Annotated in this window: 27 protein-coding genes; 18 read left to right on the plus strand and 9 right to left on the minus strand. The window is 42.7% G+C overall.

The window, feature by feature from the left end; genetic code table 11:
* The first annotated feature begins 142 nt into the window (after positions 1 to 142).
* Positions 143 to 1,027 carry a GNAT family N-acetyltransferase gene (locus DFP79_RS03260; RefSeq protein ID WP_133502518.1) on the plus strand — a complete coding sequence of 295 codons (885 nt, stop codon included), beginning with the start codon at positions 143 to 145 and terminating at the stop codon, positions 1,025 to 1,027.
* Here the strand turns inward: DFP79_RS03260 and DFP79_RS03265 are convergent.
* Positions 1,024 to 1,728, minus strand: a complete 705-nt coding sequence (locus tag DFP79_RS03265) for a hypothetical protein (RefSeq protein ID WP_133502519.1) — start codon at positions 1,726 to 1,728, stop codon at positions 1,024 to 1,026. The genes DFP79_RS03260 and DFP79_RS03265 overlap by 4 nt on opposite strands.
* A gap of 198 nt (positions 1,729 to 1,926) precedes the next feature.
* Between DFP79_RS03265 and parC the strand changes: the two genes are divergently transcribed.
* From parC to bfr (DFP79_RS03280), 3 genes are all read left to right on the plus strand, one after another.
* Positions 1,927 to 4,197, plus strand: coding sequence for a DNA topoisomerase IV subunit A (parC, locus tag DFP79_RS03270; RefSeq protein ID WP_133502520.1), 2,271 nt, complete (start codon positions 1,927 to 1,929; stop codon positions 4,195 to 4,197).
* Between the two features lie 128 nt (positions 4,198 to 4,325).
* The gene (bfr, locus tag DFP79_RS03275) at positions 4,326 to 4,793 is read left to right on the plus strand and encodes a bacterioferritin (RefSeq protein WP_133502521.1); all 468 of its coding nucleotides are present in this window, start codon (positions 4,326 to 4,328) and stop codon (positions 4,791 to 4,793) included.
* An 18-nt stretch (positions 4,794 to 4,811) separates the two neighbouring features.
* Positions 4,812 to 5,282, plus strand: coding sequence for a bacterioferritin (gene bfr, locus DFP79_RS03280; protein ID WP_133502522.1), 471 nt, complete (start codon positions 4,812 to 4,814; stop codon positions 5,280 to 5,282).
* A gap of 68 nt (positions 5,283 to 5,350) precedes the next feature.
* Here bfr (DFP79_RS03280) and DFP79_RS03285 read toward each other — a convergent pair whose 3' ends face one another.
* The 3 genes from DFP79_RS03285 to DFP79_RS03295 all read right to left on the minus strand — a co-directional run bounded on the left by DFP79_RS03285 (position 5,351) and on the right by DFP79_RS03295 (position 7,156).
* Entirely contained in the window at positions 5,351 to 5,545 is a 195-nt protein-coding gene (locus DFP79_RS03285) for a bacterioferritin-associated ferredoxin (RefSeq protein WP_133502523.1), read from the minus strand.
* A gap of 204 nt (positions 5,546 to 5,749) precedes the next feature.
* On the minus strand, positions 5,750 to 6,397 hold the full coding sequence (locus tag DFP79_RS03290) for a DsbA family oxidoreductase (RefSeq protein WP_133502524.1): 648 nt from the start codon (positions 6,395 to 6,397) through the stop codon (positions 5,750 to 5,752).
* A gap of 75 nt (positions 6,398 to 6,472) precedes the next feature.
* Positions 6,473 to 7,156 (minus strand): DNA-3-methyladenine glycosylase I, encoded by a 684-nt coding sequence (locus DFP79_RS03295; protein WP_133502525.1) that lies wholly within the window; start codon positions 7,154 to 7,156, stop codon positions 6,473 to 6,475.
* A gap of 186 nt (positions 7,157 to 7,342) precedes the next feature.
* On the opposite strand from DFP79_RS03295, the gene DFP79_RS03300 reads away from it, so the two are divergent.
* From DFP79_RS03300 to DFP79_RS03320, 5 genes are all read left to right on the plus strand, one after another.
* A complete protein-coding gene (locus DFP79_RS03300) occupies positions 7,343 to 8,068 on the plus strand; it encodes a pyridoxine 5'-phosphate synthase (RefSeq protein WP_133502526.1) in 726 nt (241 codons plus the stop codon).
* Between the two features lie 10 nt (positions 8,069 to 8,078).
* Positions 8,079 to 8,666, plus strand: a complete 588-nt coding sequence (locus tag DFP79_RS03305) for a tRNA-uridine aminocarboxypropyltransferase (RefSeq protein WP_133502527.1) — start codon at positions 8,079 to 8,081, stop codon at positions 8,664 to 8,666.
* Positions 8,667 to 8,741: 75 nt separating this feature from the next.
* Complete coding sequence (locus tag DFP79_RS03310) at positions 8,742 to 9,020, plus strand: DUF1244 domain-containing protein (RefSeq protein ID WP_133502528.1); 279 nt, start codon at positions 8,742 to 8,744, stop codon at positions 9,018 to 9,020.
* Positions 9,021 to 9,077: 57 nt separating this feature from the next.
* On the plus strand, positions 9,078 to 9,728 hold the full coding sequence (locus tag DFP79_RS03315) for a transglutaminase-like cysteine peptidase (RefSeq protein WP_133502529.1): 651 nt from the start codon (positions 9,078 to 9,080) through the stop codon (positions 9,726 to 9,728).
* Positions 9,729 to 9,737: 9 nt separating this feature from the next.
* Positions 9,738 to 11,696, plus strand: coding sequence for a bifunctional diguanylate cyclase/phosphodiesterase (locus DFP79_RS03320; protein WP_133502530.1), 1,959 nt, complete (start codon positions 9,738 to 9,740; stop codon positions 11,694 to 11,696).
* Between the two features lie 102 nt (positions 11,697 to 11,798).
* Here DFP79_RS03320 and DFP79_RS03325 read toward each other — a convergent pair whose 3' ends face one another.
* A complete protein-coding gene (locus tag DFP79_RS03325) occupies positions 11,799 to 12,161 on the minus strand; it encodes a hypothetical protein (RefSeq protein WP_133502531.1) in 363 nt (120 codons plus the stop codon).
* 149 nt (positions 12,162 to 12,310) lie between these two features.
* Between DFP79_RS03325 and DFP79_RS03330 the strand changes: the two genes are divergently transcribed.
* The 3 genes from DFP79_RS03330 to DFP79_RS03340 all read left to right on the plus strand — a co-directional run bounded on the left by DFP79_RS03330 (position 12,311) and on the right by DFP79_RS03340 (position 17,073).
* Entirely contained in the window at positions 12,311 to 15,004 is a 2,694-nt protein-coding gene (locus tag DFP79_RS03330) for a type I secretion system permease/ATPase (RefSeq protein ID WP_279526490.1), read from the plus strand.
* 2 nt (positions 15,005 to 15,006) lie between these two features.
* On the plus strand, positions 15,007 to 16,338 hold the full coding sequence (locus DFP79_RS03335; RefSeq protein WP_133502532.1) for an HlyD family type I secretion periplasmic adaptor subunit: 1,332 nt from the start codon (positions 15,007 to 15,009) through the stop codon (positions 16,336 to 16,338).
* Between the two features lie 165 nt (positions 16,339 to 16,503).
* On the plus strand, positions 16,504 to 17,073 hold the full coding sequence (locus DFP79_RS03340) for a helix-turn-helix transcriptional regulator (protein WP_208111386.1): 570 nt from the start codon (positions 16,504 to 16,506) through the stop codon (positions 17,071 to 17,073).
* Between the two features lie 65 nt (positions 17,074 to 17,138).
* On the opposite strand, the gene DFP79_RS03345 is transcribed toward DFP79_RS03340, so the two are convergent.
* Genes DFP79_RS03345 through purM form a run of 3 tightly spaced genes read right to left on the minus strand, consistent with a single transcriptional unit; the run spans position 17,139 to position 19,595 of the window.
* Positions 17,139 to 17,870, minus strand: coding sequence for a DUF3108 domain-containing protein (locus DFP79_RS03345; protein ID WP_133502534.1), 732 nt, complete (start codon positions 17,868 to 17,870; stop codon positions 17,139 to 17,141).
* Positions 17,871 to 17,889: 19 nt separating this feature from the next.
* Positions 17,890 to 18,543 carry a phosphoribosylglycinamide formyltransferase gene (gene purN / locus DFP79_RS03350; RefSeq protein WP_133502535.1) on the minus strand — a complete coding sequence of 218 codons (654 nt, stop codon included), beginning with the start codon at positions 18,541 to 18,543 and terminating at the stop codon, positions 17,890 to 17,892.
* Positions 18,540 to 19,595: a phosphoribosylformylglycinamidine cyclo-ligase gene (gene purM / locus DFP79_RS03355; protein ID WP_133502536.1), complete on the minus strand. Its 1,056-nt coding sequence runs from the start codon at positions 19,593 to 19,595 to the stop codon at positions 18,540 to 18,542. The genes purN and purM overlap by 4 nt, the downstream gene beginning before the upstream one ends.
* A 118-nt stretch (positions 19,596 to 19,713) precedes the next feature.
* On the opposite strand from purM, the gene DFP79_RS03360 reads away from it, so the two are divergent.
* Positions 19,714 to 20,799 carry a DUF2066 domain-containing protein gene (locus DFP79_RS03360; RefSeq protein WP_133502537.1) on the plus strand — a complete coding sequence of 362 codons (1,086 nt, stop codon included), beginning with the start codon at positions 19,714 to 19,716 and terminating at the stop codon, positions 20,797 to 20,799.
* Positions 20,799 to 21,035 carry a hypothetical protein gene (locus DFP79_RS03365; protein ID WP_133502538.1) on the plus strand — a complete coding sequence of 79 codons (237 nt, stop codon included), beginning with the start codon at positions 20,799 to 20,801 and terminating at the stop codon, positions 21,033 to 21,035. The genes DFP79_RS03360 and DFP79_RS03365 overlap by 1 nt, the downstream gene beginning before the upstream one ends.
* Before the next feature lie 111 nt (positions 21,036 to 21,146).
* Here the strand turns inward: DFP79_RS03365 and gltA are convergent, their stop codons facing one another.
* Positions 21,147 to 22,430, minus strand: coding sequence for a citrate synthase (gene gltA, locus DFP79_RS03370; protein ID WP_133502539.1), 1,284 nt, complete (start codon positions 22,428 to 22,430; stop codon positions 21,147 to 21,149).
* Positions 22,431 to 22,988: 558 nt separating this feature from the next.
* Here gltA and sdhC point away from each other — a divergent pair.
* From sdhC to DFP79_RS03390, 4 genes are read left to right on the plus strand one after another with little or no spacing between them, the layout of a single operon-like run.
* Positions 22,989 to 23,366 carry a succinate dehydrogenase, cytochrome b556 subunit gene (gene sdhC / locus DFP79_RS03375; RefSeq protein WP_133502540.1) on the plus strand — a complete coding sequence of 126 codons (378 nt, stop codon included), beginning with the start codon at positions 22,989 to 22,991 and terminating at the stop codon, positions 23,364 to 23,366.
* On the plus strand, positions 23,360 to 23,707 hold the full coding sequence (gene sdhD, locus DFP79_RS03380) for a succinate dehydrogenase, hydrophobic membrane anchor protein (protein ID WP_133502541.1): 348 nt from the start codon (positions 23,360 to 23,362) through the stop codon (positions 23,705 to 23,707). The genes sdhC and sdhD overlap by 7 nt, the downstream gene beginning before the upstream one ends.
* Before the next feature lie 3 nt (positions 23,708 to 23,710).
* Positions 23,711 to 25,483, plus strand: coding sequence for a succinate dehydrogenase flavoprotein subunit (gene sdhA / locus DFP79_RS03385; RefSeq protein ID WP_133502542.1), 1,773 nt, complete (start codon positions 23,711 to 23,713; stop codon positions 25,481 to 25,483).
* 12 nt (positions 25,484 to 25,495) lie between these two features.
* Positions 25,496 to 26,200, plus strand: coding sequence for a succinate dehydrogenase iron-sulfur subunit (locus DFP79_RS03390; protein WP_133502543.1), 705 nt, complete (start codon positions 25,496 to 25,498; stop codon positions 26,198 to 26,200).
* Positions 26,201 to 26,208: the final 8 nt, after the last annotated feature.

Raw genomic sequence — 26,208 nt, forward strand, 5'->3', positions numbered from 1 at the left:
GAAGGCAAAGGTACTGCTCTTTCCAAAGGTTGGTTGACCAAACGCTTCCTTAACCAACTTGAATTAATTATAGCTTGTTTTGTGTTGTCTTGCGGGGCAATTTTGAACAGTTTCATTATCTTTGACGATTTAGCGAACAATTATGTCTAATTTTGCGTTACCCACACCGCCTTACTTTATGGTTATTTTATCTACATCCGAGTTATATGATGACTTGATGTTTAAGGTAATGTCAGAGAAAGTGTTAGAGCTTGCTGAGAAAATGGATGGTTTTTTGGGGCATCAATGGACTTGTCAAGAGGAGAGTGTTTCCATTACTTACTGGGACTCTGTTCTTGCTGCTCGCGATTGGATGCAACATCCAATGCACACAAAAACTATCAATATCGGTAATCAATTCTGGTTCTCCTCTTATTCTTTAAAATTAGCTGAGGTAAAGGAAGAAAGTAGGGTGGTAGGCAATTCAATTGAAGGGAATTCTAGCCGTTTTCCTCATATAGAAACGTCTAGAGGTATCTTAAAAGTGCTCTCACTAGAAAATGTTCACTTGTTATACGATTTTGTGAACAGGGAGCGTGAGCATTTGGCGAGGTGGGAGCCCACCCGAAATGAAGAATATTACACGTTAAAGACCTGTGAGCTTCGAATAAAGGAAATGCGTCGAGATTTTCTCGAAGATAAAGGCGTTGTATTGTGCTTACTGGACAAAACGGAATCAGAAATGATTGCTTACACAAATTTTTCTGCAATTTCTCGCGGTGTTTTTCAATCGTGTTGTTTAGGGTATAGCCTGTCTAAATCTTACGAAGGTCAAGGGTATATGACAGAGGCGCTAAGAGCGGGGATTGAGTTCATGAAATCGATCAGTATTGATCGTATTCAGGCGAGCCATATGCCAGTTAACAAGCGCAGCGCTGCGGTGTTAAATAGACTGGGGTTTGAAAAAGAGGGCGTCGCTAAAAATTACCTGAAAATAAACGGGGAGTGGGAAGATCACATAGTTACAGCGTTGTTAATGAGAGATTAATCGCTCTTCTTGAGTACGAATACTCGCCCGCTTTTTGGAGGAGGAGTGAATACGCGTAGAACGGGAATGGATGCATGTTTTACGTTAACAAAAGACAAGGATTCTTTTGTGTTTAAGAACAAGCCAAAATCTGGAATGTTCATTGGTTCGCTTTGACCGCCTATTAGTTCAATAGATTGTCTTCCTTGCCCTAAATTAAATAGATATTGAGCCGAGTTTTTAAAGTAATGGCGCGCAGATTTGTAATTTGGGGGAAAAAACAAAACCTCAAATCGGCTGAAGTCACTTTCAGACAGTGTCCAATGCAACAAACCGTCTTTATCTTTATGCTTCTGTGCTTGCCCATTAGCTACCTTAGTCATTTGTTTTTGAGAGTCTGTGAACTGTTTCTTTAGTTCAAATACTAAATACTTAGCGTTTTCGGAAAGCATGACTATTTGACAGGCGTTTTGATAGTAAAGCCAGCTTCCTTGATGAGCTTTTAGCGAATTTTCTTCGTCAGTCGTGCGCAGAAAGAGTTGGCCTTCTACAACAAAAATGAAGGCATCAGAAGGGTATATTGAAAACTGGCTTGGCGCGTCTTCCTGAAGGGTGTCTACCAAGCTAATTTTGATATTGCTTGTATTATGAAGAACGGTCTTGGTACTTTGGCTACCAATCAAATGCGTAACGTGAGTTGACGCGCTGACGACGCTCGACATGAGTTAGATCCTTTTGTTACCTGAAAGACAAAAAATGACTGTTTTATAATCTACTTTATACCTGATTATAGCCTCAATTGCGTATTCTTTTTATAGAAGGTTGCAGGAATAGAGGCGCATTAATTATAGTAGACCCCAAATATACCTATGTAATGAAACGCTTTTGCGAATCTAGCTACCTAGTGAAGGATACGACGTTTGAGTAATTTGTCGAACTTTGAGTCTAATGAGACTCTTTCTTTAAAAGAATATACAGAAAAAGCATACCTTAATTATTCCATGTATGTCATTTTGGACAGAGCGTTGCCACACATCGGCGACGGATTAAAACCTGTTCAAAGACGCATTGTGTATGCAATGAGTGAGTTGGGTCTAAAAGCCACTGCGAAATATAAAAAGTCTGCGAGAACGGTCGGTGACGTGCTGGGTAAATTCCACCCTCATGGTGACAGTGCGTGCTATGAAGCGATGGTTTTGATGGCTCAGCCTTTTTCATACCGATATCCATTAGTGGATGGACAAGGAAACTGGGGTGCGCCAGATGATCCGAAGTCCTTTGCCGCGATGCGCTACACGGAGTCTCGATTATCTAAGTATTCTGACGTGTTGTTGAGAGAAGTAAGTCAAGGAACAGTGGAGTGGGTTCCAAACTTTGATGGTACGTTGAAAGAGCCGTCTGTTCTGCCTGCTCGATTGCCTAATTTATTGCTAAACGGTACAACCGGTATCGCTGTTGGTATGGCGACCGATATTCCACCGCATAATCTTCGTGAAGTGGGCAATGCATGCATACACCTTTTGAATAATCCAAAAGCTGAGCTTGATGAATTGCTCGACTATGTGCAAGGACCTGATTTCCCAACAGGCGGTGAAATTATTACGTCGCGTGCAGATATTCGTAAGATGTATGAGCTTGGTAAAGGGCAGGTTAAGGCGCGAGCACGATACCGTATAGAAGAGGGAGAAATCGTTGTTTATGAATTACCTCATCAAGTATCGGGCAGTAAGGTGCTTGAACAGGTAGCTGCACAAATGCAGGCGAAAAAGCTACCTATGGTGGTTGATTTGAGAGACGAATCGGATCATGAAAATCCGACCCGATTTGTGATTGTTCCCAAATCAAATCGAGTAGACACCGAATCTGTTATGACGCATCTCTTCGCGACGACAGATTTGGAAAAATCCTATCGTGTGAATATGAATGTGATAGGGTTGAATGGTTTACCGCAAGTGAAAGGCTTGAAAGCCTTTATTACGGAATGGTTGAAATTTCGCATTGATGTCGTCCGTAAGCGTCTTCAGTTTAGGCTAGACAAAGTTCTAAATAGGCTGCATATACTGGAAGGTTTGCTGATCGCATACCTTAATATTGATGAAGTGATCGAAATTATTCGTCACGAAGACAAGCCGAAAGAAGAGTTGATCAAGCGGTTTGGGTTATCAGATATTCAAGCAGAAGCGATTTTAGAATTAAAACTTCGTCACTTAGCAAAGCTTGAAGAAATGCGAATCAAGTCCGAGCAAGACGAATTAAATAAAGAGCGTGAGCAGCTTGAAGCATTGCTAGCGTCAGATAGAAAGCTTAAAAAGTTAATTACTGAAGAGCTTAAAGAATCTATAGAAGACTTTGGTGACGAGCGAAGAACCCCGCTTATTGAACGCAAAGAGTCTCAGGCTTTCAGTGAAGAAGACTTGCTGTCTAATGATCCAGTGACCGTTATTTTGTCGAAACAAGGCTGGATTCGTGCTGCAAAAGGGCACGACATTGATGTATCAGGCTTAAGCTACAAGTCAGGCGATGAATATCTGTTAAGTGCAAAAGGGCGAACGAACCAAACGTTGGTGCTCATTGCCTCAAATGGTCGAACTTATTCCCTAAAAGCACACACCTTGCCGTCTGCTAGAGGACAAGGCGAGCCAATAACGGGGCGAATTTCTTTAGACAAAGGTGCTTCTATTGTTGCCGCTGTGCTTGACAGCGAAGACGCGCATTATTTGTTGGCAAGTGATGCAGGCTATGGTTTTGTCGCACAACTCAAAGACTTGTATGCGAAAAATAAGGCCGGCAAAGCAACGCTTACCTTGCCTTCAAACGCTGAAGTGATTTCGCCAGTCAAGGTTGAAAGTCCAGAAGATGATAAAGTGATCGTGGTCTCCAATGAAGGTCGAATGCTGGTATTCGGTGTTAAATCACTTCCCCAGATGGCGAAAGGTAAGGGCAATAAAATGCTGAGTATTCCATCTGCGCGTGCTACTGAGCGTGAAGAGCTCGTTATTGCAATGGCGACGATTCAATCCAATGACTTGCTTGTTGCTCATTCTGGTAAGCGTTTTCTATCGCTTATTGAGAAAGATCTTCAGGAATACTATGGTGAGCGTGGCCGAAGAGGCTTGAAACTCCCACGAGGTTTTCAGCGTATAGACAAGCTAGAAATTAAACGGGGTGAGGGTAAAGCGTCGAACAGCTAGCTCCAAATGTAAATGTTGAAAAATTACTCGCTTTGATAGTGACTTTTTAAATAGAGTGACTACAATCCGAGCGCTTATACGATAAGTTTTAAGTGTATAAGCGTTTTATTCAGTTAGGAGAACAATGTATGAAAGGCAGTAACAAAGTCATTGAGGCATTGAATGGCCTTCTTGCAAATGAATTGGCGGCAATTGATCAGTACTTTATTCATTCCAGAATGTATGACGATTGGGGATTACAAAAGCTTTATGAGCGTTTGAACCATGAAATGGAAGAAGAAAAAGACCATGCAGATTGGTTGATTAAGCGAGTTCTTTTTTTGGAAGGTATTCCATGTATGACAAAACGTCGTGATCTGCTTATCGGGTCTGATGTTAAATCTATGATGCAAAACGATCTTACTCTAGAGCTTGAAGTGGTTGACTGCGCTCGTAATGCCATTGCTGTGTGTGAGCAGGAAAACGATTATCAGACTCGCGAAGTGCTTGAAAAACTTTTGTTTGATACTGAAGAAGATCATGTATATTGGTTGGAAAAACAGCTCGGTTTGATGGATAAGATTGGGGCTCAAAACTACCACCAATCTCAGATGTAACAAGAGAGGATACAGGGTATGAAAGGTGATAGAGACGTGGTTTCTCATCTTAATAAAGTCTTGGCAAACGAGCTTGTAGGTATTAATCAGTACTTTTTACACGCGCGAATGTTTAAAGATTTTGGTTTTGAAAAGCTGGATAAAGCAGATTACAAAACATCCATTCACAAAATGAAGAACGCTGACCGTTTAATCGAGCGAGTGTTGTTTCTGGAAGGTCTGCCTAACTTACAAGATTTAGGTCGCTTACGTATTGGCGAAAACACAGAGGAAATGCTTCAAGCAAATATGGCGTTTGAAACAGAGTCTCTTAAAGCGCTTGTGGATGCGATTGCTGTTTGTGAACAAAAACAGGACTTTATAAGTCGCTCTGTATTAGAAGCGATTCAAGAAGAACAAGAAGAACAGATTGATTGGCTAGAAACACAGAAAGAGCTGATTAAGAATACTGGACTAGAAAACTATTTACAGTCTCAAGTTGAGAAATAGCTCATAGAGACGTAGTTTTTTTAAAAAGCCCGAATAAACCCTTAGATATAGGTAGTTTGTTCGGGCTTTTATGCAACTTTGACAGCAGATTCTGCTAGCTGGAGAAGTTCTTCGTTAAGAATGGATTTGACATACTTGCAACACTTCCCACACTGAGATCCTGCTTCGGTTTCTTGATAAAGCTCGCGCATGGTCGTAGCGCCATCCTGAACGGCAGATTGGATCTGCTTATCCGTCACCCCTTTACAAAGACAAACATACATGAATGTAAATCACTCTCAATAAAATTATCATGTAAAGATTGTAGTTTTAATGATAACTATTATCAATAATGAATTTTCAATTTATTTCGTGATATTAATAGATTTTATTGTTTGGACTGCGTGACGAAAGGGAAGTGGGTCAGATTTTTTGAGAGGTGGGGAAAACGAGCTGCGATTTAAACGATTTATCGCAGCTCATATGCATTATTCTAATTCTTCATTTTCGATAATGTCGTGCAGCGTTTTAAATAACGAGTCTGCAGTGTGTGCACCTTGGATCATAAACTTGTCATTTATCACATAGGTGGGGACAGAGTGTATATCTATTGTGCTTAAATGTTTCAATTTTTTCTCTGTAAGTACTTGGTCTTCAAGGCAGAACAAATTTTCTATTTCAGACTTCTCCATACCTGCATCTTCAGCAATTTTTATAAGGACAGATTTGTCACCAAGGTTTTTTCCATGGGTAAAATAGGCCTCGAATAATGCGAGAGCAATTGGCGTTCCGAGAACACTTGATTTGGCTCTTGTCATAAGCTGATGAGCTAGAAATGTATTGGGGACAATGTCTTCTTCAGAGAAATTGAATTCCAAGCCTTCTTGTATACCAATTTGTTGCAGTGCATGGCTTACTTCATTAAGTTTTTCTTGGCTGCCAAATTTTCTACTTAGATAGGCGTCACGCTCGACCCCTTCGGCAGGTATTTCAGGGTGCAGCTCAAATGGTTGCCACCGCAGATCGAACTTATAGTCATCACCTAGTTGCTCGATGGCCTGACTTAATCGTGTGTATCCTAAATAGCACCATGGGCATACATAGTCCGCAATGATATCGATGCGTATATCCGCCATCTTCTCTCCAATAAATGTATTATGTCGATTGATTGTTTTAGTTTGTTTAATAAAGTCTCAGGTTGACTCTTAACCTTATGAGGATCGGTTAACGCCAAAAGCGATGCACTGGCTTATTTGGCTGTAGGGTAAATTTGATTCCTCATGCCAGAAGTTAAATGCATCTTGTGCGGCAGCTAAAGCGGATTTCGTTTCTCTTCCCGTCTCTATAATACCATTAAGACGCAGATAGCCTTCTACATCTTTAGTGAGTAAAAAGGAGTCTTTCCCTAGGCTTCTGAGGGTGTAAGGTCCTGTATTTCCGCCGAGTCGGCTGCCGCTTTTTTTTAGTATCTGCCAGAGATCCGTTATCTTGTGGCTAGGCCAATCACTAACAAAGTTAGAAAAACTCCCATGTTCTTCAGCAATATCATGAATCATCGCTGCATTTTCCCTAATGGTAAGAACTTTTCCTAGGTGCCTGATTATTCGTTTATCCTTTGCTTTTTCTTCCCACATTTCATCGTGAATTAGTAGCATTTTCTCGATATTAAAGTGGAAAAAGACTTCTTCAAAGTTTGGCCATTTGTTGTGCACCACTTTCCAACTGATGCCGGATTGAAACACTTTTTGTGAGAAAGCCGATAACCATCGGTCGTCGGAAATTCGCTTGAGTTCCTCTGCGTTAAGTGGGTGAAATAGATGTTGCTTTAACTCTGCTTCGCTAGAAAATCTCGCTACGGCGCGTTCGTAGATGTCGCTAAACGATTCGTAATTCATTCTGGCTCCTGAAGGGTTAATGTCATGTTTGGCATATATTAACATTTTCGAAGGAGAGGCCGCGAATAAGTTCTGTTTGCTCTTGCGATTAGATCTCGTCGCTTATGAGTGTATTTTGGGTGTGCCTACCTCCGCCTTTAACATATAATTGGTTCTCATACCTGTTAGTGCGGAACGAGAGAATATATGACTCATTTGAGTGTGAATCTGAATAAAATTGGCCTATTACGCAACTCTCGCGGTAGGGATTACCCAAATATGGTCAGTATAGCGCGTAAAACTTTGGATCTAGGGGCATTTGGGATTACGATTCATCCACGCCCAGATCAGCGTCATGCAACCTACAAAGACGCACACGACCTAAAAAACCTATTAAAAGCTTATCCTGATAAGGAATTAAACATTGAAGGCTTTCCGGATAAAGCGTTTTTAGACGTTGTATTAGAAACGGTTCCTCATCAGTGCACACTTGTCCCAGATGATCCTAATCAGTTGACGTCGGACCATGGTTGGAATGTAGCCCGTGATCAAGATGCTCTTCGTCCTGTCATAGGTCAACTTAAAGCGAAAGGTATTCGCGTTGTACTGTTTATGGATCCTATTGCAGAGAACATGAAACTCGCTAAAGAAATTGGGGCGGATCGAGTTGAGCTTTATACCGAAGAATACGCGAGCGGTTATCATTCCGATGCAAAAGATGAAATTCTACAGAGCTATCAAGAAGCGGCACAAGCAGCGTTGGATGTAGGGTTAGGTGTAAATGCAGGGCACGACTTAGATTTAACAAACATCGCCGAGTTATGTGATGGTGGACGCATCACTGAAGTGTCTATTGGACATGCTTTAACTGTTGAGTCGTTGGACTTTGGCTGGGATAACGTAGTCAAAATGTACTTAGAAAAATTAAACTAACGGGTCAGCAATGCAGCGATCACAATGCGGTCAATGTGGCTTTGTTGAGCGTCAGTGCGTATGTCGGTTTATACAGCAAGCGCGAGTGCCTCAACGAGTGGTTATTATTCAGGACATTAAAGAGTCGAAGCATGCTAAGAATACCGTCGGTTTATTGCAACTGGCGGTTCCTCAAACTGAGGTGGTTGGTATTCATGTAGACGATGATGTGTCGCAATGCTTCGATGGTTTAACCGCGCAAAATACCGCATTGATTTATCCCTCAGCGTGCGCTGAAATGATAGAGCCTCTTGAAAATTCAGATAAATTCCAGATTGATAATTTGGTGTTGATCGATGCAACTTGGCGTCGAGCAAAGCGAATTTGGCTTTCGAACCCTAGCTTGCAACGGTTACCTGCTTTTACGTTTCGTGAGGCGCCCAAAAGCGTGTATGGCGTTCGTAAAGCGCCATCAATTGAAAGCTTGTCAACGTTTGAGGCGAGCATCTATGCTTTAGAGCAGCTTAATGGTATCAACTTGAGACATATTGTTGGTTTTATGGAGGCTTCATTGGCGTGGCAATGGCGAGATCAGCCCGCGGAGCATAAACGTGGCTAATTTTTGATGAATTTCGTTGTCAAAGTTGGGTTCTGAGGTTACGTTAAAAAAACGTGTAACAAAGGTATTAGTTAGATGGTAGATAAAACTGAAATTGAAGCCGCTGCATTTCGACGTCTTTTAGAACATCTTGACAGCCGTAAAGACGTTCAAAATATTGAGTTAATGAATTTGGCAGGGTTCTGCCGAAACTGTTTAAGCAAATGGTATTCATCCGCTGCGGCGGATTTAGGTGTGGAAATTGACTATGAAAGCGCTCGTGAACGAATATATGGTGAGCCGTATTCACAGTGGAAAGAAAAGTATCAAGCGAAAGCTACTCAAGAGCAGCTTGACGCGTTCAATAAAAAGTAGAGCAAAAAGATGGGCCATTTAAAACAGCCTATTTATTTTAACGATGGGAAGAGATTTATGAAATCTTTCCGCTTCGTTCTGTTTGTATGTTTTCTACTTGCGCCTAGTTACTTGCTCTACGCGCAAATATCAGATACCTATCGCGCTCTCGCCGCCAAAATTGGGGCTGAATATGGAGGACGCGCTGAAAAGCGAATTTTGGCTTGGCGTCAGGTTATAGACGAAAACCGTAACGCCAAAATTGTCGACAAACTCAATGCCATTAACAATTTCTTTAATCTTATGGATTTTGTGGATGACATTAATCACTGGGGAAAAAAGGATTATTGGGCTACGCCAGTCGAGTTCCTTGCTACCCGTGGTGGCGATTGTGAGGATTTCACAATTGCCAAATACTTTGCACTACGAGAGCTGGGCGTGCCAGATGAAAAGCTGCGCCTAGTGTATGTAAAAGCACTTAAATTAAATCAGCATCATATGGTGTTGGCCTATTATCATAAACCCACCTCTGTCCCCGTCATTCTGGATAACCTAGACAAAGTGTTAAAGCCTGCATCGAAGCGACGAGACTTGTTACCGATATATTCGTTTAACGCAGAAAATCTTTGGTTATCAAAAGAAAAGGGGAGAGGTGTGTTGGTAGGTGGTTCTTCAAGACTTAGCTTGTGGACTGATTTAAATAACCGACTTACGGAATTTGAAAAGTAGGAGACCCCGATGACACTTTTTCGGCAACTTATGTTGACCATATTTATACTCTTGTCGTTTGTCTTAATGGTGGTTATGGCCATCAATTTTAAGACAACAAAAGACTATTTGGTTGAACAGTTACGATCGACGACACAAGATACTGCTACATCATTAAGTATGCAGGTGTCTGACTTTATGGCGCTAGAAGATTATACGTCTGTTGAGAGTTCTCTGAATGCGGTATTCGATAGCGGCTATTTTGCTCAGGTTCGAGTGCATGTATACGATACGGATTCTGACATTCTCCGTGCTAATCAAACCGTTATTCAAGGTGTTCCAAGTTGGTTTATTGAAGCCATTGATTTCGAGGTTCCGACAGCTAAAGCCGTTGTATCTAATGGCTGGAACGAACTGGGTCAAATTTATGTGACAGGAAGCGCCGGATACGGGTACTTTCAGCTTTGGAATGCGACACGCGGGTTATTGCTTTCTTTTTTAGTTATCGGGCTAATTACCATCGCAGTGGGCTGGGTCATGATTCGATGGTTGTTTAAGCCTTTGGCTGAAGTAGAAAAACAAGCGGAAGCGATACAACAACGTAAATTTGTACGAATGGAAAAGCTTCCGAAAACGCGCGAGCTAAAATCGGTAGTACAGTCAATGAATCGCATGGCTGAAAAGTTAGAGAAAGAATTTGAATCTGAAGCTGAAACCGCACAATGGTTGCAGGCGAAGGCGTTTAAAGACCCCGTTAGTGGTCTAGGAAATCGAAACTTTTTTGACAGCCAAATAAAAGCGCACTTTTCTGATGCCGATCGAGTTGTCGACGGTTTGTTATTGATTAGTTTAACTGACTTGGGGCGTTTAAATAATGAACGGGGCTACGAGGCGACAGATTTATTCATTCGTTCATCTGCAGATATTATCCAAAGTCAGGTTAGTCTCTCCTCTGCCAATGCAGTTTTGGCTCGATTAGGCGGTGCAGACTTTATTGTGCTGCTGCCCAATATTGACTTGGATCGTCTTAAGCATTTTGTCGATGAGACGATTGGCGCACTGCATGAATTAGCCAGTTCTCGAATCAGTTATTCTGAAGCGGTGGCGAATATTGGTGCAGTGCTAATTGATCAGGCAGATGATCGCTCTGCTGCGATGGCGCAGGTTGATGCGGCGCTTCGAGCGGCTAAAACGGCGGGAGCAAATCAGGTTCGCGTATTTGACAGTGAAGCGGGTGATGATCTAGCCATCGGCCGAATGGCTTGGCGAGATATGCTCGAAACGGCCATTAAAACGAGTTCGTTTACCCTGCGCAAGCAAAAAGTGTCGGAACTAGAGAGTTTAGATAACGTATTCCACGAGGAAATTTTTGCGAGCCTTGAGCACGAAGGAAAACAATATCACGCTGGTTACTTTATCGGGCTGGCAGAGCAGTTCGATTTGGGCGACCAAGTGGATCAGGTGATTATTCAGCGTGTGCTAACGTATTTAGAAACTGAGCCAACCAGTGCGCCTCTTGCCGTGAACTTGTCTGCATCGGCTTATGCAAAACCTTCTTTTGTTGCATGGTTGGATGTGTTGCTCGAGGGCCTATCGCACGATATTAAGTCTAAGTTGGCCTTTGAAATATCAGAGCAAAGTGTGTTGTCGACGGAAGATCATTCGTTCCTACTTGTGCAAACATTGAAGCGGCATCAAGTGGTCTTTGGGATAGATAATGTTGGGAAGCAGTTTTCTGCCTTTCAGTATTTGCAAACCCTCATGCCTGATTATGTAAAAGTCGATCCTTCATATACCAAGATGGCGGTTGGTGAAGATGCTGAATCGTTCTTCATGCATACATTGTGTAAGATGTTTGGCAGCCTGAATATTCAGGTGATTGCGACAGGTGTCGAGACAACGAGTCAAATAGATCAGCTGAAGCGGTTTGATATTGTGAGTGTCCAAGGGTACGCAATTGGAAGACCGCAAGAAATGGTGATTCAGTAAAGTTCGGAAATGATGCAAGTGAGTCTGTAAGTTATTGACTCACTTGCAAAAAACACAAAAAAATACAAATAAATTTACAAAAAATTACTAGAAAAGCAGTTGCTAAATTAACGAATCATTTCCTTCTGGAGGCAATTCTTCGCTGATTAAAATTGCGTCATTTGAGCCGTTATGAACACCACGAACCCACTTCCTACTTAACAGTTTCTTCTGCGCTGCCATGGGTAACTCAGTAAATTGAATTAATCTTTTTTCAGCCAATAAGTCGATTAAATCCTCTAAAACACGCATCATGTCTTGGTCTGAGGTCGTTAGAAGCTCTTGAGTGTCACTATTGTCGAGCTTGGATTCAACAATGCCAGCAACAACAGGATCATCAGGAGCGACGAGCTTAGTGTATTCTTCGTTTTGCTGTGTTGCTACGTCTACAATTTCGCCCGCTTCATTTAGCTTGGCATATAACATATTTTGCTTCCTTTTTTAGCGTTCGACTCATTAGTTACCATGCTTCCCATAATAAGAAATAACCTCTATTCTAGTCTAGTATATACGAATTCAAGATTTGTGAGTGTCACGTTCCAAATCTGCTGGCAGTAAAGGAGCAATTGGTTAACATGTCTCAAAAAGGCTCATCTGATAATACTCAGAAAAACGGCGAAAATAACTCTGTTGATGTAAATGGCGCTGCTGAGAAATCCGCTCATGAACCTTCATCAAAAGAAAGTAGTGCTAGTAGTAACTTAGATGCTGCTAAGCGCAACACTGTTGAAAGCAATGCAATCTCTCGTAAGGCTAACGCATCTACAGGACAGTTAGACAGCACTAAAAAAAATGCAGGTGTTGAAGAGAATAAGACAGCTTTAGCTAAAGCCAATACGAGCGCATCTGAAGGTAAAAAAGACGACACTAAAAAAAATGCAGGTGTTGCAGAAAATAATGCGGCAGCTGTTAAAGAAAATGAAGGCGTTTCTACAAGCAAGGTGGCGAGCACTCACAAAAGTGTGGGAAACACAGAAAAGAGCGCAAAAAATAATGTAGATGACGCTAAAGCGAATGGCGATGCGCCTAAGATAGATCCAGCTGGTGGAGAAAAAAGCACCGTAGAAAGCAGTGTAAGTGGTGAGCAGGGTGACCCACCTGAGGAATCTTCTGAAAAGAAAGAGCAATGGAAGGTAGAAGCTTCTCATCTTGAGTACCCCAACCCGCTTCTCGACTGCTTGGTTATACTCAGCAAGTTCTTTGATAATCCTTATACTGCTGATGCCATAGCTGCTGGTTTGCCTATTACAGACAATGAAATGACCCCGGAGTTGTTTCAGCGCGCCTCGAAACGCATTGGGATAAGTTCTCGTTTTGTAAAGCGTGCATTAACTGACATTTCTTCAATGGTCATGCCTGTCGTACTTCTATTGGAAGATAAAGAGGCCTGTGTACTTCTTGAAGTGAACCATGAGCAACGTGTTGCTAAAATATTTCGACCAGAATCCGGAGAAGGAGAGGTTTTCGTTAAGCTTGATAAACTCGCGAAAGCTTATACAGGCTATGCCTTTTTCGTTAGACCCGTCTTTCGATTTGATAAACGATCTGAATCTAAAGCTGAGCGTTTTAAAAAAGGTCATTGGTTTTGGGGGACAATAGCGAGATCATGGAGAATCTACCGTGATGTCCTTGTCGCTTCATTGCTCATAAATCTTTTTGCGGTTGCCAGCCCTCTGTTTGTTATGAACGTCTACGATCGCGTAGTCCCTAACAATGCGTTTGATACGCTATGGGTTTTGGCCATCGGTGCAGCATCTGTCTATCTATTTGACTTTTTATTGCGGTCACTGCGAAGTTATTTCATAGACATTGCGGGGAAAAAATCTGATATTTTGCTGTCAGCCTCTATCTTTTCTCGAGTTAACAACATGAAAATGGAGGCGCGCCCTAAGTCGGTTGGAGCGTTTGCAAAGAACTTACAAGAGTTTGAAAGCATAAGGGAGTTTATAACTTCTGCAACGATTACAACACTCGTCGATTTGCCTTTTATGTTTATTATCATCGGTGTCATTTGGTTAATTGGTGGACCGATTAGTTTTATTCCCTTAGTAACCATCTTTTTGATCTTGTCGTACAGTGTCATTATTCAAGGGCCATTACGACGTTCTATTGAAGAGAGTCAAAAAACCTCTTCGCAAAAAAATGCTATTTTGATCGAAAGTTTGGTCAATGCTGAAAGTGTTAAATTGAATCGGGCCGAAGGTGTTTTGCAAAAGCAATGGGAGAGTTCTGTTGGAAACATTGCTGATTGGGGGATTAAAACTCGCCAACTTGCTCAATCAAGCTCTTCATTTGCGCAAGTGGCTCAACAACTGACAACGGTTGTTATGGTTATTGCAGGTGTGTATCAGATTTCGGAAGGCAATATGAGTATGGGAGCGTTAATCGCATCAGTGATGCTGACCGGTCGAGCGCTCGGGCCGATGGCGCAAATTGCTGGATTAGCAACACGATACAATCAAGCGAAAGGCGCTTTGACTTCCATTAACGAGATTATGTCAGCACCCGTCGAAAACCCTGAGGACGTTAAATATGTTCATCGCCCACTGTTCGAGGGGCGATTCCAATTCGACAATGTTGCATTTTCGTATCCTGAACAAGAGCAAACAGCAATCTCTAATGTTAGCTTTACCATTAAACCCGGTGAAAAAGTGGCGATTATTGGTCGAATAGGCTCTGGTAAATCTACGTTAGGTAAAATTATGACTGGGCTGTATGCTCCGACACAAGGTGCAATACGTGTTGACGGAGTAGATATGCGACAGATCAATCCAGCCGATTTACGTCGTAATATCGGAGCGGTATCTCAGGATGTGTCTTTGTTTTATGGTTCAATTCGAGACAATATCGTTATGGGGGTTCCGTATATTGAGGATGAGGCTGTGTTGAGAGCGGCTGACCTTTCTGGTGTGTCAGAATTTGCTAACCGGAGAGCTTCAGGGTTAGACAGCGATGTTGGTGAGCGAGGAGCGTTGCTTTCTGGGGGGCAGCGACAGAGTATAGCAATTGCCAGAGCGCTTCTCTTTGATCCGCCAATTTTGATTTTAGATGAGCCCACCGCTTCAATGGATAATACGACAGAAACTCGAATGAAAAGAAGGCTAATGGACGGTCTCAAAGATAAAACCCTGATAATGATTACTCATAAAGCGTCTATGTTGGATATGGTTGACCGGATTATTGTAATGGATAACGGAAGAATGGTTGCTGATGGGCCTAAGGCTCAAGTACATGAAGCGCTGCGTCAAGGCAAGTTGAAGGTGAGTTAACCATGTCTAACAAGAATGATATATCTCAAAAAGACCTCGGTTTTTTAAACGATCGTAATGCCGCCTTGATGCTCAAAGCACCGCGAGGCGGAAGGATCATTTTATGGGCGATTTTTTTGTTCATTTCTGCGGGAGCTGTTTGGGCGCACTATGCTGAGTTAGACGAAGTGACAGTTGGGGAAGGTACCGTGATTCCTTCGAGCCAAGTGCAGGTAGTGCAGAACCTTGAAGGCGGAATTCTAAAAGAAATTGCCACTCGAATCGGTCAGAAGGTTGAGAGTGGTCAGCTCCTTATGATTATCGAAAATACCGAAGCGCTTTCCTCATTACGAGAGCAGCAGGTTGAATCTTTTAACTTGGAGGCAAGGGCGCAAAGGCTTGCTGCTGAAGCTTCGGGAAATGATCCTGTATTTTCGGCAGAAATTAAGGATCAATTTCCTAATATTATTGACCGGGAAGACGCGCTTTACAAAAATCGATTGGCTTCTTTACGGGCTAATCAACAGGTGTTTACTCAGCAAGTGGATCAAAAGCGACAGGAAGTTGTCGAGCAAGAGGCAAAGCTGGTTAACTTAAGAGACAGCTATGAGTTGGCTCAAGAGGAGTTGACGCTTACTGAGCCTGCGTTTGAGCAAGGTGCGGTGTCTCGTGTTGAGCTACTTCAGTTGCGTCGACAAGTGAATACGCTTCGAGGTGATATGGAAGCGACGGAGCTTTCTATTCCCCGGGCTAGGTCGTCTTTGAAAGAGGCTGAGAACAAGCTGAAAGAAGTTGATGCAAAATTCAGAGCAGAAGCGCAGGAGGATTTGACCAAAATAAAAGGAAAGCTTGATCAGATCCGCGAGTCCTCGGTTTCATTGGAAGATAAGGTCTCCCGTACCCAAGTGCGTTCTCCAGTGAAAGGAATTGTAAAGCAGATACAAATCAATACAGTAGGCGGTGTTATTAAGCCGGGAATGAACTTGGTTGAGATTGTCCCCTTGGAAGACTCTTTATTGATTGAGGCAAAGGTAAGGCCTGAAGATATTGGTTTCATAAAACCTGGTTTACCGGCGGTTGTGAAATTAACAGCGTACGATTTTGCCGTGTTTGGTGGTTTGCAGGCGGAAGTTACAACAATTTCGGCAGATACTATCTTGGATGAAGAGGGGAACAGTTTCTACGCAGTGAGAGTGCGTACAGATAAGAGTTACTTAGGAACTGAGGATCGTCCATTGCCGATTATTCCGGGAATGCAAGCTGGCGTAGATGTGATTACTGGTAAGAAATCTCTCTTAGATTACCTATTAAAACCGATCTTAAAGGCACAGCAAAACGCACTAAGAGAAAGGTAGTTACATTTATACTATGGATTGTATCGTTTGGTTTACAAATGTTAACTCTAAATTATTGAAATATGAGTAGAATTTCCTTCACTCAATAGCGAAGTTTATGAGGTTGTTTTGAAGATATTGTGCTGGAACTCGGATGACACGATATGGCAGCATTGGCTAAAGATAATGCCTTCACAGAGTGATGTGGTCCGTGTAGTGAGTCGAGAGCATGCGATGGCGGAGCTTAGTCGTCAAGCTTCTGCGTTTAATTACTGTTTTGTTTTTTTGGACGATGAAAACTTCTCTGAAATGGTAGAGAGTGTTGTAGAGATTAAAGCTCAATTTAGTGATCTAAAGTTGGTTGCGTTTCCTAATCGATCGAGCCAAGCTGCTGCGCTTAGAATGCTGTCTAATGGAATTAATGGGCAATGTAATCCCTATATTGCGCAGGAGCAATTGTTGCTAGTGTTATCAGTGATTGATTCTGGTGAGATCTGGGGGGGGAAAGTTTTCATACAGCAGCTTATTAAGCAAACTGCGAAGCGGGATCATGCTTTTACGGATAATACTGCTTTGGAAGTGTTGTCTGATAGAGAGAAAGATGTTGCGCTTTTTGTTGCTAAAGGCTTTACAAATAAGCAGATCGCGTTTGAAATGGACATAGTGGAGCGTACTGTTAAGGCGCATTTAACTGCAATATTTAAGAAGTTGCATGTCAAAGACCGACTGGCCCTCGCCTTGCTTGTTCAGGGTTAGTTTTGTTAGAGTTTTTCTAAAGTTATATTTTAGCTGAGTGGTGGGTAATGTTTTGCGAAAAATATTTATCCACGTTCATTGAGTTTTTCTAAATCCAACTTATAAGATTCGCCGTCTTCTTTATGTTCCATCTTTACAAGTAAATAATTTAAAGAAGGGGCGAACCAAAAATAAGTACTCTTTTCTTTTGAAAGATTATCCGTTCTAACGACTTTCAGTGCGTTTAAGCGCCCGATTTTTGTATCAATCGTTTCTGTTCCTCTTCTTGCGAAGCTCCAATGTTTGATGTGTCCGCCGTCAGCCACTTTATATGAAAGATCCTTTTTGTGGTTCAATAAATCATTTCGGATCTGGAGTTGAATGCCTAATTTATCAATTGTTCCGTGCTCAACCTTCATGTTCCAAGGTTTGTTTTTGATATCATTTCTTACGGTATTTTTGTTCCAGTCAAACGTCAAAGTGGCTTTGCGTTTTTTGCCTAAAACCTGACTTTTGTAGACATAACGTAATGGAACAAGTGTTTGCCCGTTTTTTCTGAAGGATACTTCTTCGTGTAAGGAGGCAATGAGAGTGCTTGCTTCAAACTTGAAGTTCCAAGTCTCATTGTCTGTTTTGGAGAGGGTTTGTGTGCCTTCGACTTTTAGACTGATGCCCTTTTTCCATACCGTGCTGTATGTTGCGCTGTATGGAGAGAAGAAGGGCTCTGAGTTCGAGTTGGATGATTCGTTTGAGGACGCTAGTGTGGGCAAAATAGCCAATAGGCCTGCCGCAAAGATAATACGTATTTTAGATCCCATACTAGCTCCTTTTACATCGTTATTTTAGATCTGTATGGTAAGTTACACCTGTTTCAGGTAGCTCGATATTGTCTAGAAATGCTTTTCCAGCGTTATACGTTATGCGCTTTTGTGCAAACCAACTAACACTTAATGGGTATATTTTGTGTTCTAGAGCATGTACCTTTTTCGCGAGTGATTCTGGAGTGTCATGCGTTTCAACGTTTGTTCTAGCTTGAATGATGACAGCGCCTGCGTCAAGTTCAGCGCTTACAAAATGGACAGATACACCGTGTTCACTTTCTCCTGCTTCAATGGCGCGCTTGTGTGTGTCTAGGCCTTTGAATTTCGGTAGAAGTGACGGGTGAATGTTGAGCATTTTTCCTTCATAAGAGCGCGTAAACTCTTCCGTTAGAATTCTCATAAAGCCAGCCAATACCACCAGATTTGGGGTGTACTGCTCAATCAAAAATTTGAGTGCGCCGTCAAAGCTTTCACGGGAATCAAAATCTTTGTGGCTAATAAAGTGAGTTGGAATTCCGGCATTTTTGGCTCGTTCTAAGCCATATGCATCGGCTTTATTGCTGATAACGGCTTTGATCTCAATGTCGAGAGCGCCACACAGGCTCTGATCAATCAGAGCCTGTAAGTTGCTGCCGCTTCCCGAAATCAGAACGACAACAGCGGGTTTCATGCATTTTCCTCAAGATCAGAAATGATGACCTCTTTGGATTGTAGAGATTGGATTTCACCAATAACCCAAGCGTCTTCGCCTGCATCTTGCAATTTTGTCAATGCAGCTTGAGCATTGTCTTTTGACACCGCGATAACCATACCAACACCACAGTTAAGTACGCGGTACATTTCTTCTTGTTCAACATTGCCTTTCTCTTGTAACCAATCAAAGACAGCAGGACGAGTCCAGCTTGATGCGTCAATGTAGGCTGCGGTACCTTCAGGTAACACGCGTGGAATGTTTTCAAGTAAGCCGCCGCCCGTGATATGAGCAAGTGCATGAACGTCGATCTCTTCCATTAGCGAAAGCAATGATTTTACATAAATACGTGTCGGTGCCATCAAAGCGTCTTTCAATGCAACGCCATCAACCGTTTCATTTAGGTCTGTGTTGTTGACTTCTAGAATTTTTCGAATAAGCGAATAGCCATTCGAGTGAGGTCCAGATGAGCCAAGTGCAAGTAAGACATCGCCTTCACTAACTTTGGTTCCATCAATGGCTTCGTTTTCTTCAACAACACCAACGCAGAAGCCTGCTAGGTCGTAGTCGCCATCGTGATACATGCCTGGCATTTCTGCTGTCTCACCGCCTACAAGGGCACACCCAGCTTGAAGACAGCCTTCACCAATGCCTGTGACAACATTTGCGGCTACATCGATGTCCAGCTTGCCTGTTGCGTAATAATCTAAAAAGAGTAGTGGTTCAGCACCTGCTACTACTAAATCATTGACGCACATAGCAACTAAATCAATACCGATTGTATCGTGTTTATTCAAATCCATGGCAAGACGTAATTTTGTGCCAACACCGTCGGTGCCAGAAACAAGGACGGGGTTTTTGTATTTAGTTGGTAGTCGAGTTAACGCGCCGAAACCACCTAAACCGCCTAGCACTTCTGGTCTGCGGGTTTTTTTACTTACGCCTTTGATGCGCTCAACTAATTCATTACCTGCGTTGATGTCTACGCCCGCGTCTTTATAACTAATCGACTGTTTTTCCGATTGGGTCATTGCCTATGCCTTTTCATGGATCAGAGAGAAAGTGCGCATTCTAACATAGTCGTGTCGTAGGGCTATGCTTCTTTCTAGTTTAGCAAGTAGAATAGTGCTAATTATTTAAGGTGACGTCATGTTTTTAAAGTTGATATTGAGTTTTTTTGTGCTATTCAACATTGGGTATGCTTTTGCTGCCCCTATTGCCAACCTCTATAAAGAAGAAGTTGTGTTGCCCTCGTCATTGTCGGAAGAGATGCTTTTAAGTGCCGCATTTTCAAAATCAATAGAAAAAGTGTTAGTGAGAGTGTCTGGGCGAGCGGATCGTATCGAAGGAGATCTTTTAGTGCGCGCTCAAAAAGAAGCGCCTGCTTGGGTGTCTCAGCATTCGATTGTAGATTTGACAGAGTTGAAGTCTTTTGGCGAGGAGATGCTTCCCGCCAAACAGGTTTCTGTTACTTATTATCCTCAGTCGATTGATCGCTTTTTATCGGATCATGCATTGCCAGTTTGGGGAGACAATAGACCTACAGTGCTGCTTTGGCTTGTGGAAGACCATGCGGGAGCGAGGTCTATGTCGGGAGCTAGCTCGCCGAGTGCCTTATTGCAATCGATTTCAACGCTTGGAAAGGAGGTGGGGTTATCAATATATGCTCCTCTTTTGGATGATATTGATAACGGGGCTCTATCTGCTGGCGATGCTTGGGGGTTCTTCGAAGATACGATACGCTCGGCCAGTCTACGCTACGAAACAGACACAGTGTTAGTTGTACGAATGAGCGAATACTCTGGAGCTGTATCAGCACAGGCGAATTTGTTGTTTCCTAGTGAGCAATTAGAAGAGCTTCCCATATCTGCGAAGCGCGAAAGTGAGGTCGCTTCTGATGTGGTTTTGAACTTGGCTCGTGCATTTTCAAATAGGTATGCTTCTATTCAGGGAGTGGATGCGGATAACGTCACGCTATTGAGCGTTGATGGGGTGAAAACATTTGATGCGATTAAGCAAATTGAGCGATATTTAAACTCAATTGGTGTGGTGAATGGGGCTCAGGTGGACGCGATTGATGGCACTAATGTGTCGTTCAAAGTAACGGTGAATGGAAGTAAGCAAAAGCTACGAGACAGTATAGCTTTAGAGAATATTATCTCTCGTGTCAGTGTGGGAGCGCTGGAACCGGGGGCAAATACAATCGAATTTTATAAATTTAATGGTGCAGGTTAATGTTTAAAGAACAAGGTGATAGTGAGTCCAATATTATCGAACATGATTTTTTTCGACGTCCAGAAGATGAGCAAAAAGATTTTCTTCTTCAGACATGGTGTAACCAATGCATGGAGGTGGATTTGGGGATGAAGAATCCAAAAGAGTTTGAATCGGCTGAGAAGATCTGGATCGAAGGTGAGTGTGTTAAGTGCGGTGCTCAAGTGGTAACCGAGATTGTGTACGAAGACGAGTAATATTGTTTTTTTAACCGTAAGCGTAGGGAATATTATTGCGCTGAACTTGCTTAATAAATTACAAAAAAAAAGCGGCTTTAGCCGCTTTTTTTTGTTTCTTCTTACGGTGATTTACTTCTCAGTAGGGAAATCACGCTCTGTTTCACCAACATAAAGTTGACGAGGGCGGCCGATTTTATACGGGCTGCTGATCATTTCATTCCAGTGAGATATCCAACCGATTGTGCGAGACATCGCGAAAATAACAGTGAACATGCTTGTTGGGATGCCAATGGCTTTCATGATGATGCCGGAGTAGAAATCGACATTCGGGTAAAGCTTGCGTTCTACGAAGTAAGGATCTTCGAGTGCGATTTGCTCTAAGCGCTTCGCAATTTTCAGCAGAGGGTCGTTAGCTTGGCCTAATTCTGCGAGAACTTGATCACAGGTTTCTCGCATAACTTTGGCGCGAGGGTCAAAGTTTTTATACACTCGGTGTCCGAATCCCATTAGTCGGAACGGGTCGTTTTTATCTTTCGCTTTTTCAATAAATTCGTCGATTCGAGATACATCACCAATTTCTTCAAGCATTGTTAAAACAGCTTCGTTTGCACCGCCGTGAGCAGGCCCCCAAAGTGTTGTAATGCCAGCAGAAATGCAGGCAAATGGGTTGGCGCCAGAAGAGCCCGCTAGGCGGACAGTGGAGGTAGATGCGTTTTGTTCGTGATCTGCATGTAAGACAAAAATTTTGTCCATTGCATTAGCAAAAACTGGGTTAACTTTGTATTCTTCACAAGGTGTTGCGAACATCATGTACAAGAAGTTCTCGGCATACGAAAGGTCGTTGCGAGGGTACATGGTAGGCTGACCTTTCGAATATTTGTAACACATCGAAGCCAGTGTTGGCATTTTTGAAATGAGTCGGAAAGCGGCTATTTCTCGATGCTCAGGGTCATTGATGTCCATATGATCCTGATAGAATGCAGACAACGCACTAACAAGGCCAACCATGATTGCCATAGGGTGTGCGTCGTTGCGGAAACCTTCCAAAAATTTCTGCATGGATTCAGAAACCATCGTATGGTTTTTAACGGTTTTGATGAATTCAGCTTTTTGTTCCGCGTTAGGTAGCTCTCCGTATAGAAGCAAGTAACATGTTTCTAGGTAATCAGAGTGTTCTGCCAATTGTGCGATAGGGTAGCCGCGATGTAATAATACGCCCGCGTCCCCGTCGATATAAGTGATTGCTGATTCACACGAACCGGTAGCCATGAAGCCAGGGTCATAGGTGAATACGCCGTGAGAGCCGAGAGAGCGGACGTCGATAACATCTGCTCCAGCTGTGCCGGTAAGCACCGGTAATTCGATGGGTTGTTCGATACCGTCTACTATAAGTCGAGCTTTTTTATTAGCCATTTATTATCTCCTTCGTATTCTGATCCGGGGCTTCGAGTCGTAAAAAAGACGTCCCTAGCCCAGAAGTTGCGGAAAAAATACTTTCTTAGGCCAGTAAAAGTCAATGTTACTTATTTTAATGCTAGCCTAAATATAAATAATTTAACTGTAATAAAGTTACATAAATATGAAGAGTGTGATTTGTTGGCTGGATCTGTTTTTTATTTAAGTGTTTGATATATAACTAAAATTCATTTGTTTTGCTGGCTTTTGGTAGTTGAAAATTTATACCACTATTGGTTATATTTATGTCTACATTCATTCGGTGAATGATGACCATTGTTAAGCTCATGTTTAGTCTATTTGTCTTCGCTTTTTACGCTGGTCTATAATTGCGCTCCGATGATTTCATTGATTTGCCGACGTTATTTTGAAAGAAAGAGTCGCTTTCAATATGTAAGGTGTGCAAATCGATGGGATTTTCACTTCAGGCCTATGTCATCTCGCTCAGTGCAGTGGGTCTGACTAGAACTAAGGTCGTGATTGACCATTCAATCAACAAAAGTGGTGTAAAGAGTCGTGAACAAAAAAAGACCAGTCAATCTTGATATTTCTACAATATCAATGCCCGTAACCGCAATTGTTTCTATCCTTCATCGTATTACAGGGATAATCCTATTTATTGGATTAGTCTTTTTGTTTTACGCGTTTGATCTTTCTCTTGAATCTCAAGAGGGATTTGACAAAGTCGTAGAAACACTGCAAACAAATTTCCTAGCTAAGTTCATTATTTGGGGCGTCGTATCAGCTTTGATGTACCATCTCGTAGCAGGTGTTAAACATTTATTTATGGATTTGGGGCACTTCGAAGAGCTAGAGAGTGGACGTAAGGCAGCGCAAATAAACCTTGTTATCGCTGCTATCCTAATTGTCGTTGCAGGGGTGTGGGTATGGTAACTCAAATTACAAGTTTTGGTCGCTCAGGACTATATGATTGGATGATGCAGAGAATCTCTGCAATCGTTTTGGCGTTATACAGCGTATTTATTATTGGTTATTTGGTTTTAAACCCTGACCTAACATACGAACAGTGGAGTGGTCTATTTGAAACAACGTGGATGCGTATTTTTAGTTTGATGGCGCTTCTTTCTGTTGGTATTCACTCTTGGATTGGCTTGTGGTCTGTTTCTACAGATTATATTAAAGCTACGGGTGTTCGTTTTCTTTTCCAAGCGGTATGTGGCTTAGCTATGTTTGTCTACATCGTTTGGGGTATTCAGGTTCTTTGGGGGCTGTAAATAATGGCTAATATTCGTACTATTTCATTTGATGCTATCGTAGTTGGTGGTGGTGGCGCTGGTATGCGCGCCGCACTGCAGCTAACGGAATCAGGTTTAAATACTGCATGTGTGACGAAAGTATTTCCAACTCGATCTCACACAGTATCAGCACAAGGTGGTATCACTTGTGCAATTGCTAGTGAAGATCCAAATGACGATTGGCGCTGGCACATGTATGACACTGTAAAAGGGTCAGACTACATTGGTGATCAGGACGCAATTGAATACATGTGTTCTGTCGGTCCTCAAGCGGTATTTGAGCTTGAACATATGGGTTTGCCTTTCTCTCGTAAAGAGAATGGCCGTATCTATCAACGTCCTTTCGGTGGTCAATCAAAAGACTTCGGTAAGGGTGGTCAAGCGGCACGTACTTGTGCAGCAGCTGACCGTACAGGTCATGCACTTTTGCACACGCTTTACCAAGCAAACCTAAAAGGTGGTACAACATTCTTTAACGAATGGTACGCCGTTGATTTGGTTAAAAACGAAGAGAATGCGGTTGTCGGTGTTGTCGCTATTTGCATCGAAACAGGCGAAACCGTTTACTTGAAAGCTAAAGCGACCGTGATTGCAACGGGCGGTGCTGGACGCATTTTCCAATCTACGACCAATGCTCATATCAATACGGGTGATGGCGCGGGTATGGCTTTGCGTGCTGGCTATCCTTTGCAAGATATGGAAATGTGGCAATTCCACCCAACCGGTATTTACGGTGCGGGTACGTTGGTTACAGAAGGTTGTCGCGGTGAAGGCGGTTACTTGATCAACAAAGATGGCGAACGTTTCATGGAGCGTTATGCTCCAAACGCGAAAGATCTTGCCGGTCGAGACGTTGTTGCACGTTCTATGATTCTTGAAATTCTAGAAGGCCGTGGTTGCGGTCCTGAAGCAGATCACGTGTTACTAAAATTGGATCACCTAGGTGAAGAGACTCTTAATAAGCGTCTTCCTGGTATTCTTGAATTGTCTCGTACATTTGCCCACGTTGATCCAGTTAAAGAACCTATTCCAGTTATCCCAACATGTCACTACATGATGGGTGGTATTCCAACAAACGTTGGTGGACAGGCTATTACATCCAACGAAGCGGGTGAAGACACTGTTATCGACGGACTATATGCCGCGGGCGAAGCAGCATGTGTTTCTGTCCACGGCGCTAACCGCTTGGGTGGTAACTCACTGCTTGATTTGGTTGTGTTTGGACGTGCTGTTGGTCTTCAGGTTAAGAAATCTCTAGATGAAGGTTTCGATTCTCTTGATGCAAAAGATACTGATATCGAGCAGGCAATGTCTCGTTTGAATCGCCTAAATAATTCTACTGGTGGCGAAAGCGTTGCAGAGGTTCGTGCAGAACTTCAAAAAGTAATGCAGCTGTATTTCGGTGTGTTCCGTGAAGGTCCAGCGATGCAAACTGGTTTGGAAGAATTGGCGAAAATTCGTGCCCGTATCGAAAACTTGTACCTAGAAGACAAGAGCCAAGCGTTCAATACAGCTCGAATTGAAGCTCTTGAGCTTGAAAACTTGCTTGAAGTCGCCGAAGCTACAGCAATACCTGCTGAATTTCGTAAAGAGAGTCGTGGCGCACACGCCCGTAACGACTACACTGAACGTGACGATGAAAACTGGCTGAAGCACTCTTTGTACCACCCAGCCGATAAGAAAGTGACCAAGCGCGACGTAAACTTTGCGCCTAAAACTATGGAAGCTTTCCCACCTAAAGCTCGTACATACTAAGGAGTAGCTAACATGTTAGTAAGTATTTATCGTTACAATCCTGAAGTGGACGACGCACCTTACATGCAGGATTACAATATCGACCTGCCTGCGGGTAAGGACTTGATGGTTTTAGATGTATTGAACATCATCAAGGCGCAAGATCCTGCTGTTTCATATCGCCGTTCTTGTCGTGAAGGTGTATGTGGATCAGACGGTATGAATATGTCTGGTAAAAACGGTTTGGCGTGTATTACGCCCGTTTCTGAAGCTGCAAAAAATGGTAAGCTTGTTCTTCGTCCACTTCCTGGTCTGCCTGTTGTGCGTGATTTGGTTGTCGATATGGGGCAGTTCTACAAGCAGTATGAAAAAATTAAGCCGTTCTTGATTAATGATGCGCCAGCGCCAGCAATCGAACGTCTTCAGAGTCCTGAAGAGCGTGAGAAGCTAGACGGGTTGTACGAATGTATCTTGTGTGCGTGTTGTTCGACTGCGTGTCCTTCTTTCTGGTGGAACCCGGATAAGTTTGTTGGGCCATCTGGCCTGCTTCAAGCTTATCGCTTCCTAGCAGACAGCCGTGATACTGCGACTCAAGATCGTTTGTCAGAATTGGATGATCCATTCAGTGTGTTCCGTTGCCACGGTATCATGAACTGTGTGAATGTGTGTCCTAAGGGTCTTAACCCTACGAAAGCAATTGGTAGCATTCGCAGCATGTTGTTGCAGAGAGCGACCTGATCCGCTTT

The sequence above is a fragment of the Marinomonas balearica genome (assembly GCF_004362145.1).
GTDB lineage: Bacteria > Pseudomonadota > Gammaproteobacteria > Pseudomonadales > Marinomonadaceae > Marinomonas > Marinomonas balearica.

What these genes read in the sequence shown, in the direction of transcription:
- DFP79_RS03260 (WP_133502518.1), top strand. Translation starts at nt 143, where the DNA reads ATGTCTAATTTTGCGTTACCCACACCGCCTTACTTTATGGTTATTTTA.
- DFP79_RS03265 (WP_133502519.1), bottom strand. Translation starts at nt 1,728, where the DNA reads ATGTCGAGCGTCGTCAGCGCGTCAACTCACGTTACGCATTTGATTGGT.
- bfr (WP_133502521.1), top strand. Translation starts at nt 4,326, where the DNA reads ATGAAAGGCAGTAACAAAGTCATTGAGGCATTGAATGGCCTTCTTGCA.
- bfr (WP_133502522.1), top strand. Translation starts at nt 4,812, where the DNA reads ATGAAAGGTGATAGAGACGTGGTTTCTCATCTTAATAAAGTCTTGGCA.
- DFP79_RS03285 (WP_133502523.1), bottom strand. Translation starts at nt 5,545, where the DNA reads ATGTATGTTTGTCTTTGTAAAGGGGTGACGGATAAGCAGATCCAATCT.
- DFP79_RS03290 (WP_133502524.1), bottom strand. Translation starts at nt 6,397, where the DNA reads ATGGCGGATATACGCATCGATATCATTGCGGACTATGTATGCCCATGG.
- DFP79_RS03295 (WP_133502525.1), bottom strand. Translation starts at nt 7,156, where the DNA reads ATGAATTACGAATCGTTTAGCGACATCTACGAACGCGCCGTAGCGAGA.
- DFP79_RS03300 (WP_133502526.1), top strand. Translation starts at nt 7,343, where the DNA reads ATGACTCATTTGAGTGTGAATCTGAATAAAATTGGCCTATTACGCAAC.
- DFP79_RS03305 (WP_133502527.1), top strand. Translation starts at nt 8,079, where the DNA reads ATGCAGCGATCACAATGCGGTCAATGTGGCTTTGTTGAGCGTCAGTGC.
- DFP79_RS03310 (WP_133502528.1), top strand. Translation starts at nt 8,742, where the DNA reads ATGGTAGATAAAACTGAAATTGAAGCCGCTGCATTTCGACGTCTTTTA.
- DFP79_RS03315 (WP_133502529.1), top strand. Translation starts at nt 9,078, where the DNA reads ATGAAATCTTTCCGCTTCGTTCTGTTTGTATGTTTTCTACTTGCGCCT.
- DFP79_RS03320 (WP_133502530.1), top strand. Translation starts at nt 9,738, where the DNA reads ATGACACTTTTTCGGCAACTTATGTTGACCATATTTATACTCTTGTCG.
- DFP79_RS03325 (WP_133502531.1), bottom strand. Translation starts at nt 12,161, where the DNA reads ATGTTATATGCCAAGCTAAATGAAGCGGGCGAAATTGTAGACGTAGCA.
- DFP79_RS03330 (WP_279526490.1), top strand. Translation starts at nt 12,311, where the DNA reads ATGTCTCAAAAAGGCTCATCTGATAATACTCAGAAAAACGGCGAAAAT.
- DFP79_RS03335 (WP_133502532.1), top strand. Translation starts at nt 15,007, where the DNA reads ATGTCTAACAAGAATGATATATCTCAAAAAGACCTCGGTTTTTTAAAC.
- DFP79_RS03340 (WP_208111386.1), top strand. Translation starts at nt 16,504, where the DNA reads ATGCCTTCACAGAGTGATGTGGTCCGTGTAGTGAGTCGAGAGCATGCG.
- DFP79_RS03345 (WP_133502534.1), bottom strand. Translation starts at nt 17,870, where the DNA reads ATGGGATCTAAAATACGTATTATCTTTGCGGCAGGCCTATTGGCTATT.
- purN (WP_133502535.1), bottom strand. Translation starts at nt 18,543, where the DNA reads ATGAAACCCGCTGTTGTCGTTCTGATTTCGGGAAGCGGCAGCAACTTA.
- purM (WP_133502536.1), bottom strand. Translation starts at nt 19,595, where the DNA reads ATGACCCAATCGGAAAAACAGTCGATTAGTTATAAAGACGCGGGCGTA.
- DFP79_RS03360 (WP_133502537.1), top strand. Translation starts at nt 19,714, where the DNA reads ATGTTTTTAAAGTTGATATTGAGTTTTTTTGTGCTATTCAACATTGGG.
- DFP79_RS03365 (WP_133502538.1), top strand. Translation starts at nt 20,799, where the DNA reads ATGTTTAAAGAACAAGGTGATAGTGAGTCCAATATTATCGAACATGAT.
- gltA (WP_133502539.1), bottom strand. Translation starts at nt 22,430, where the DNA reads ATGGCTAATAAAAAAGCTCGACTTATAGTAGACGGTATCGAACAACCC.
- sdhD (WP_133502541.1), top strand. Translation starts at nt 23,360, where the DNA reads ATGGTAACTCAAATTACAAGTTTTGGTCGCTCAGGACTATATGATTGG.
- sdhA (WP_133502542.1), top strand. Translation starts at nt 23,711, where the DNA reads ATGGCTAATATTCGTACTATTTCATTTGATGCTATCGTAGTTGGTGGT.
- DFP79_RS03390 (WP_133502543.1), top strand. Translation starts at nt 25,496, where the DNA reads ATGTTAGTAAGTATTTATCGTTACAATCCTGAAGTGGACGACGCACCT.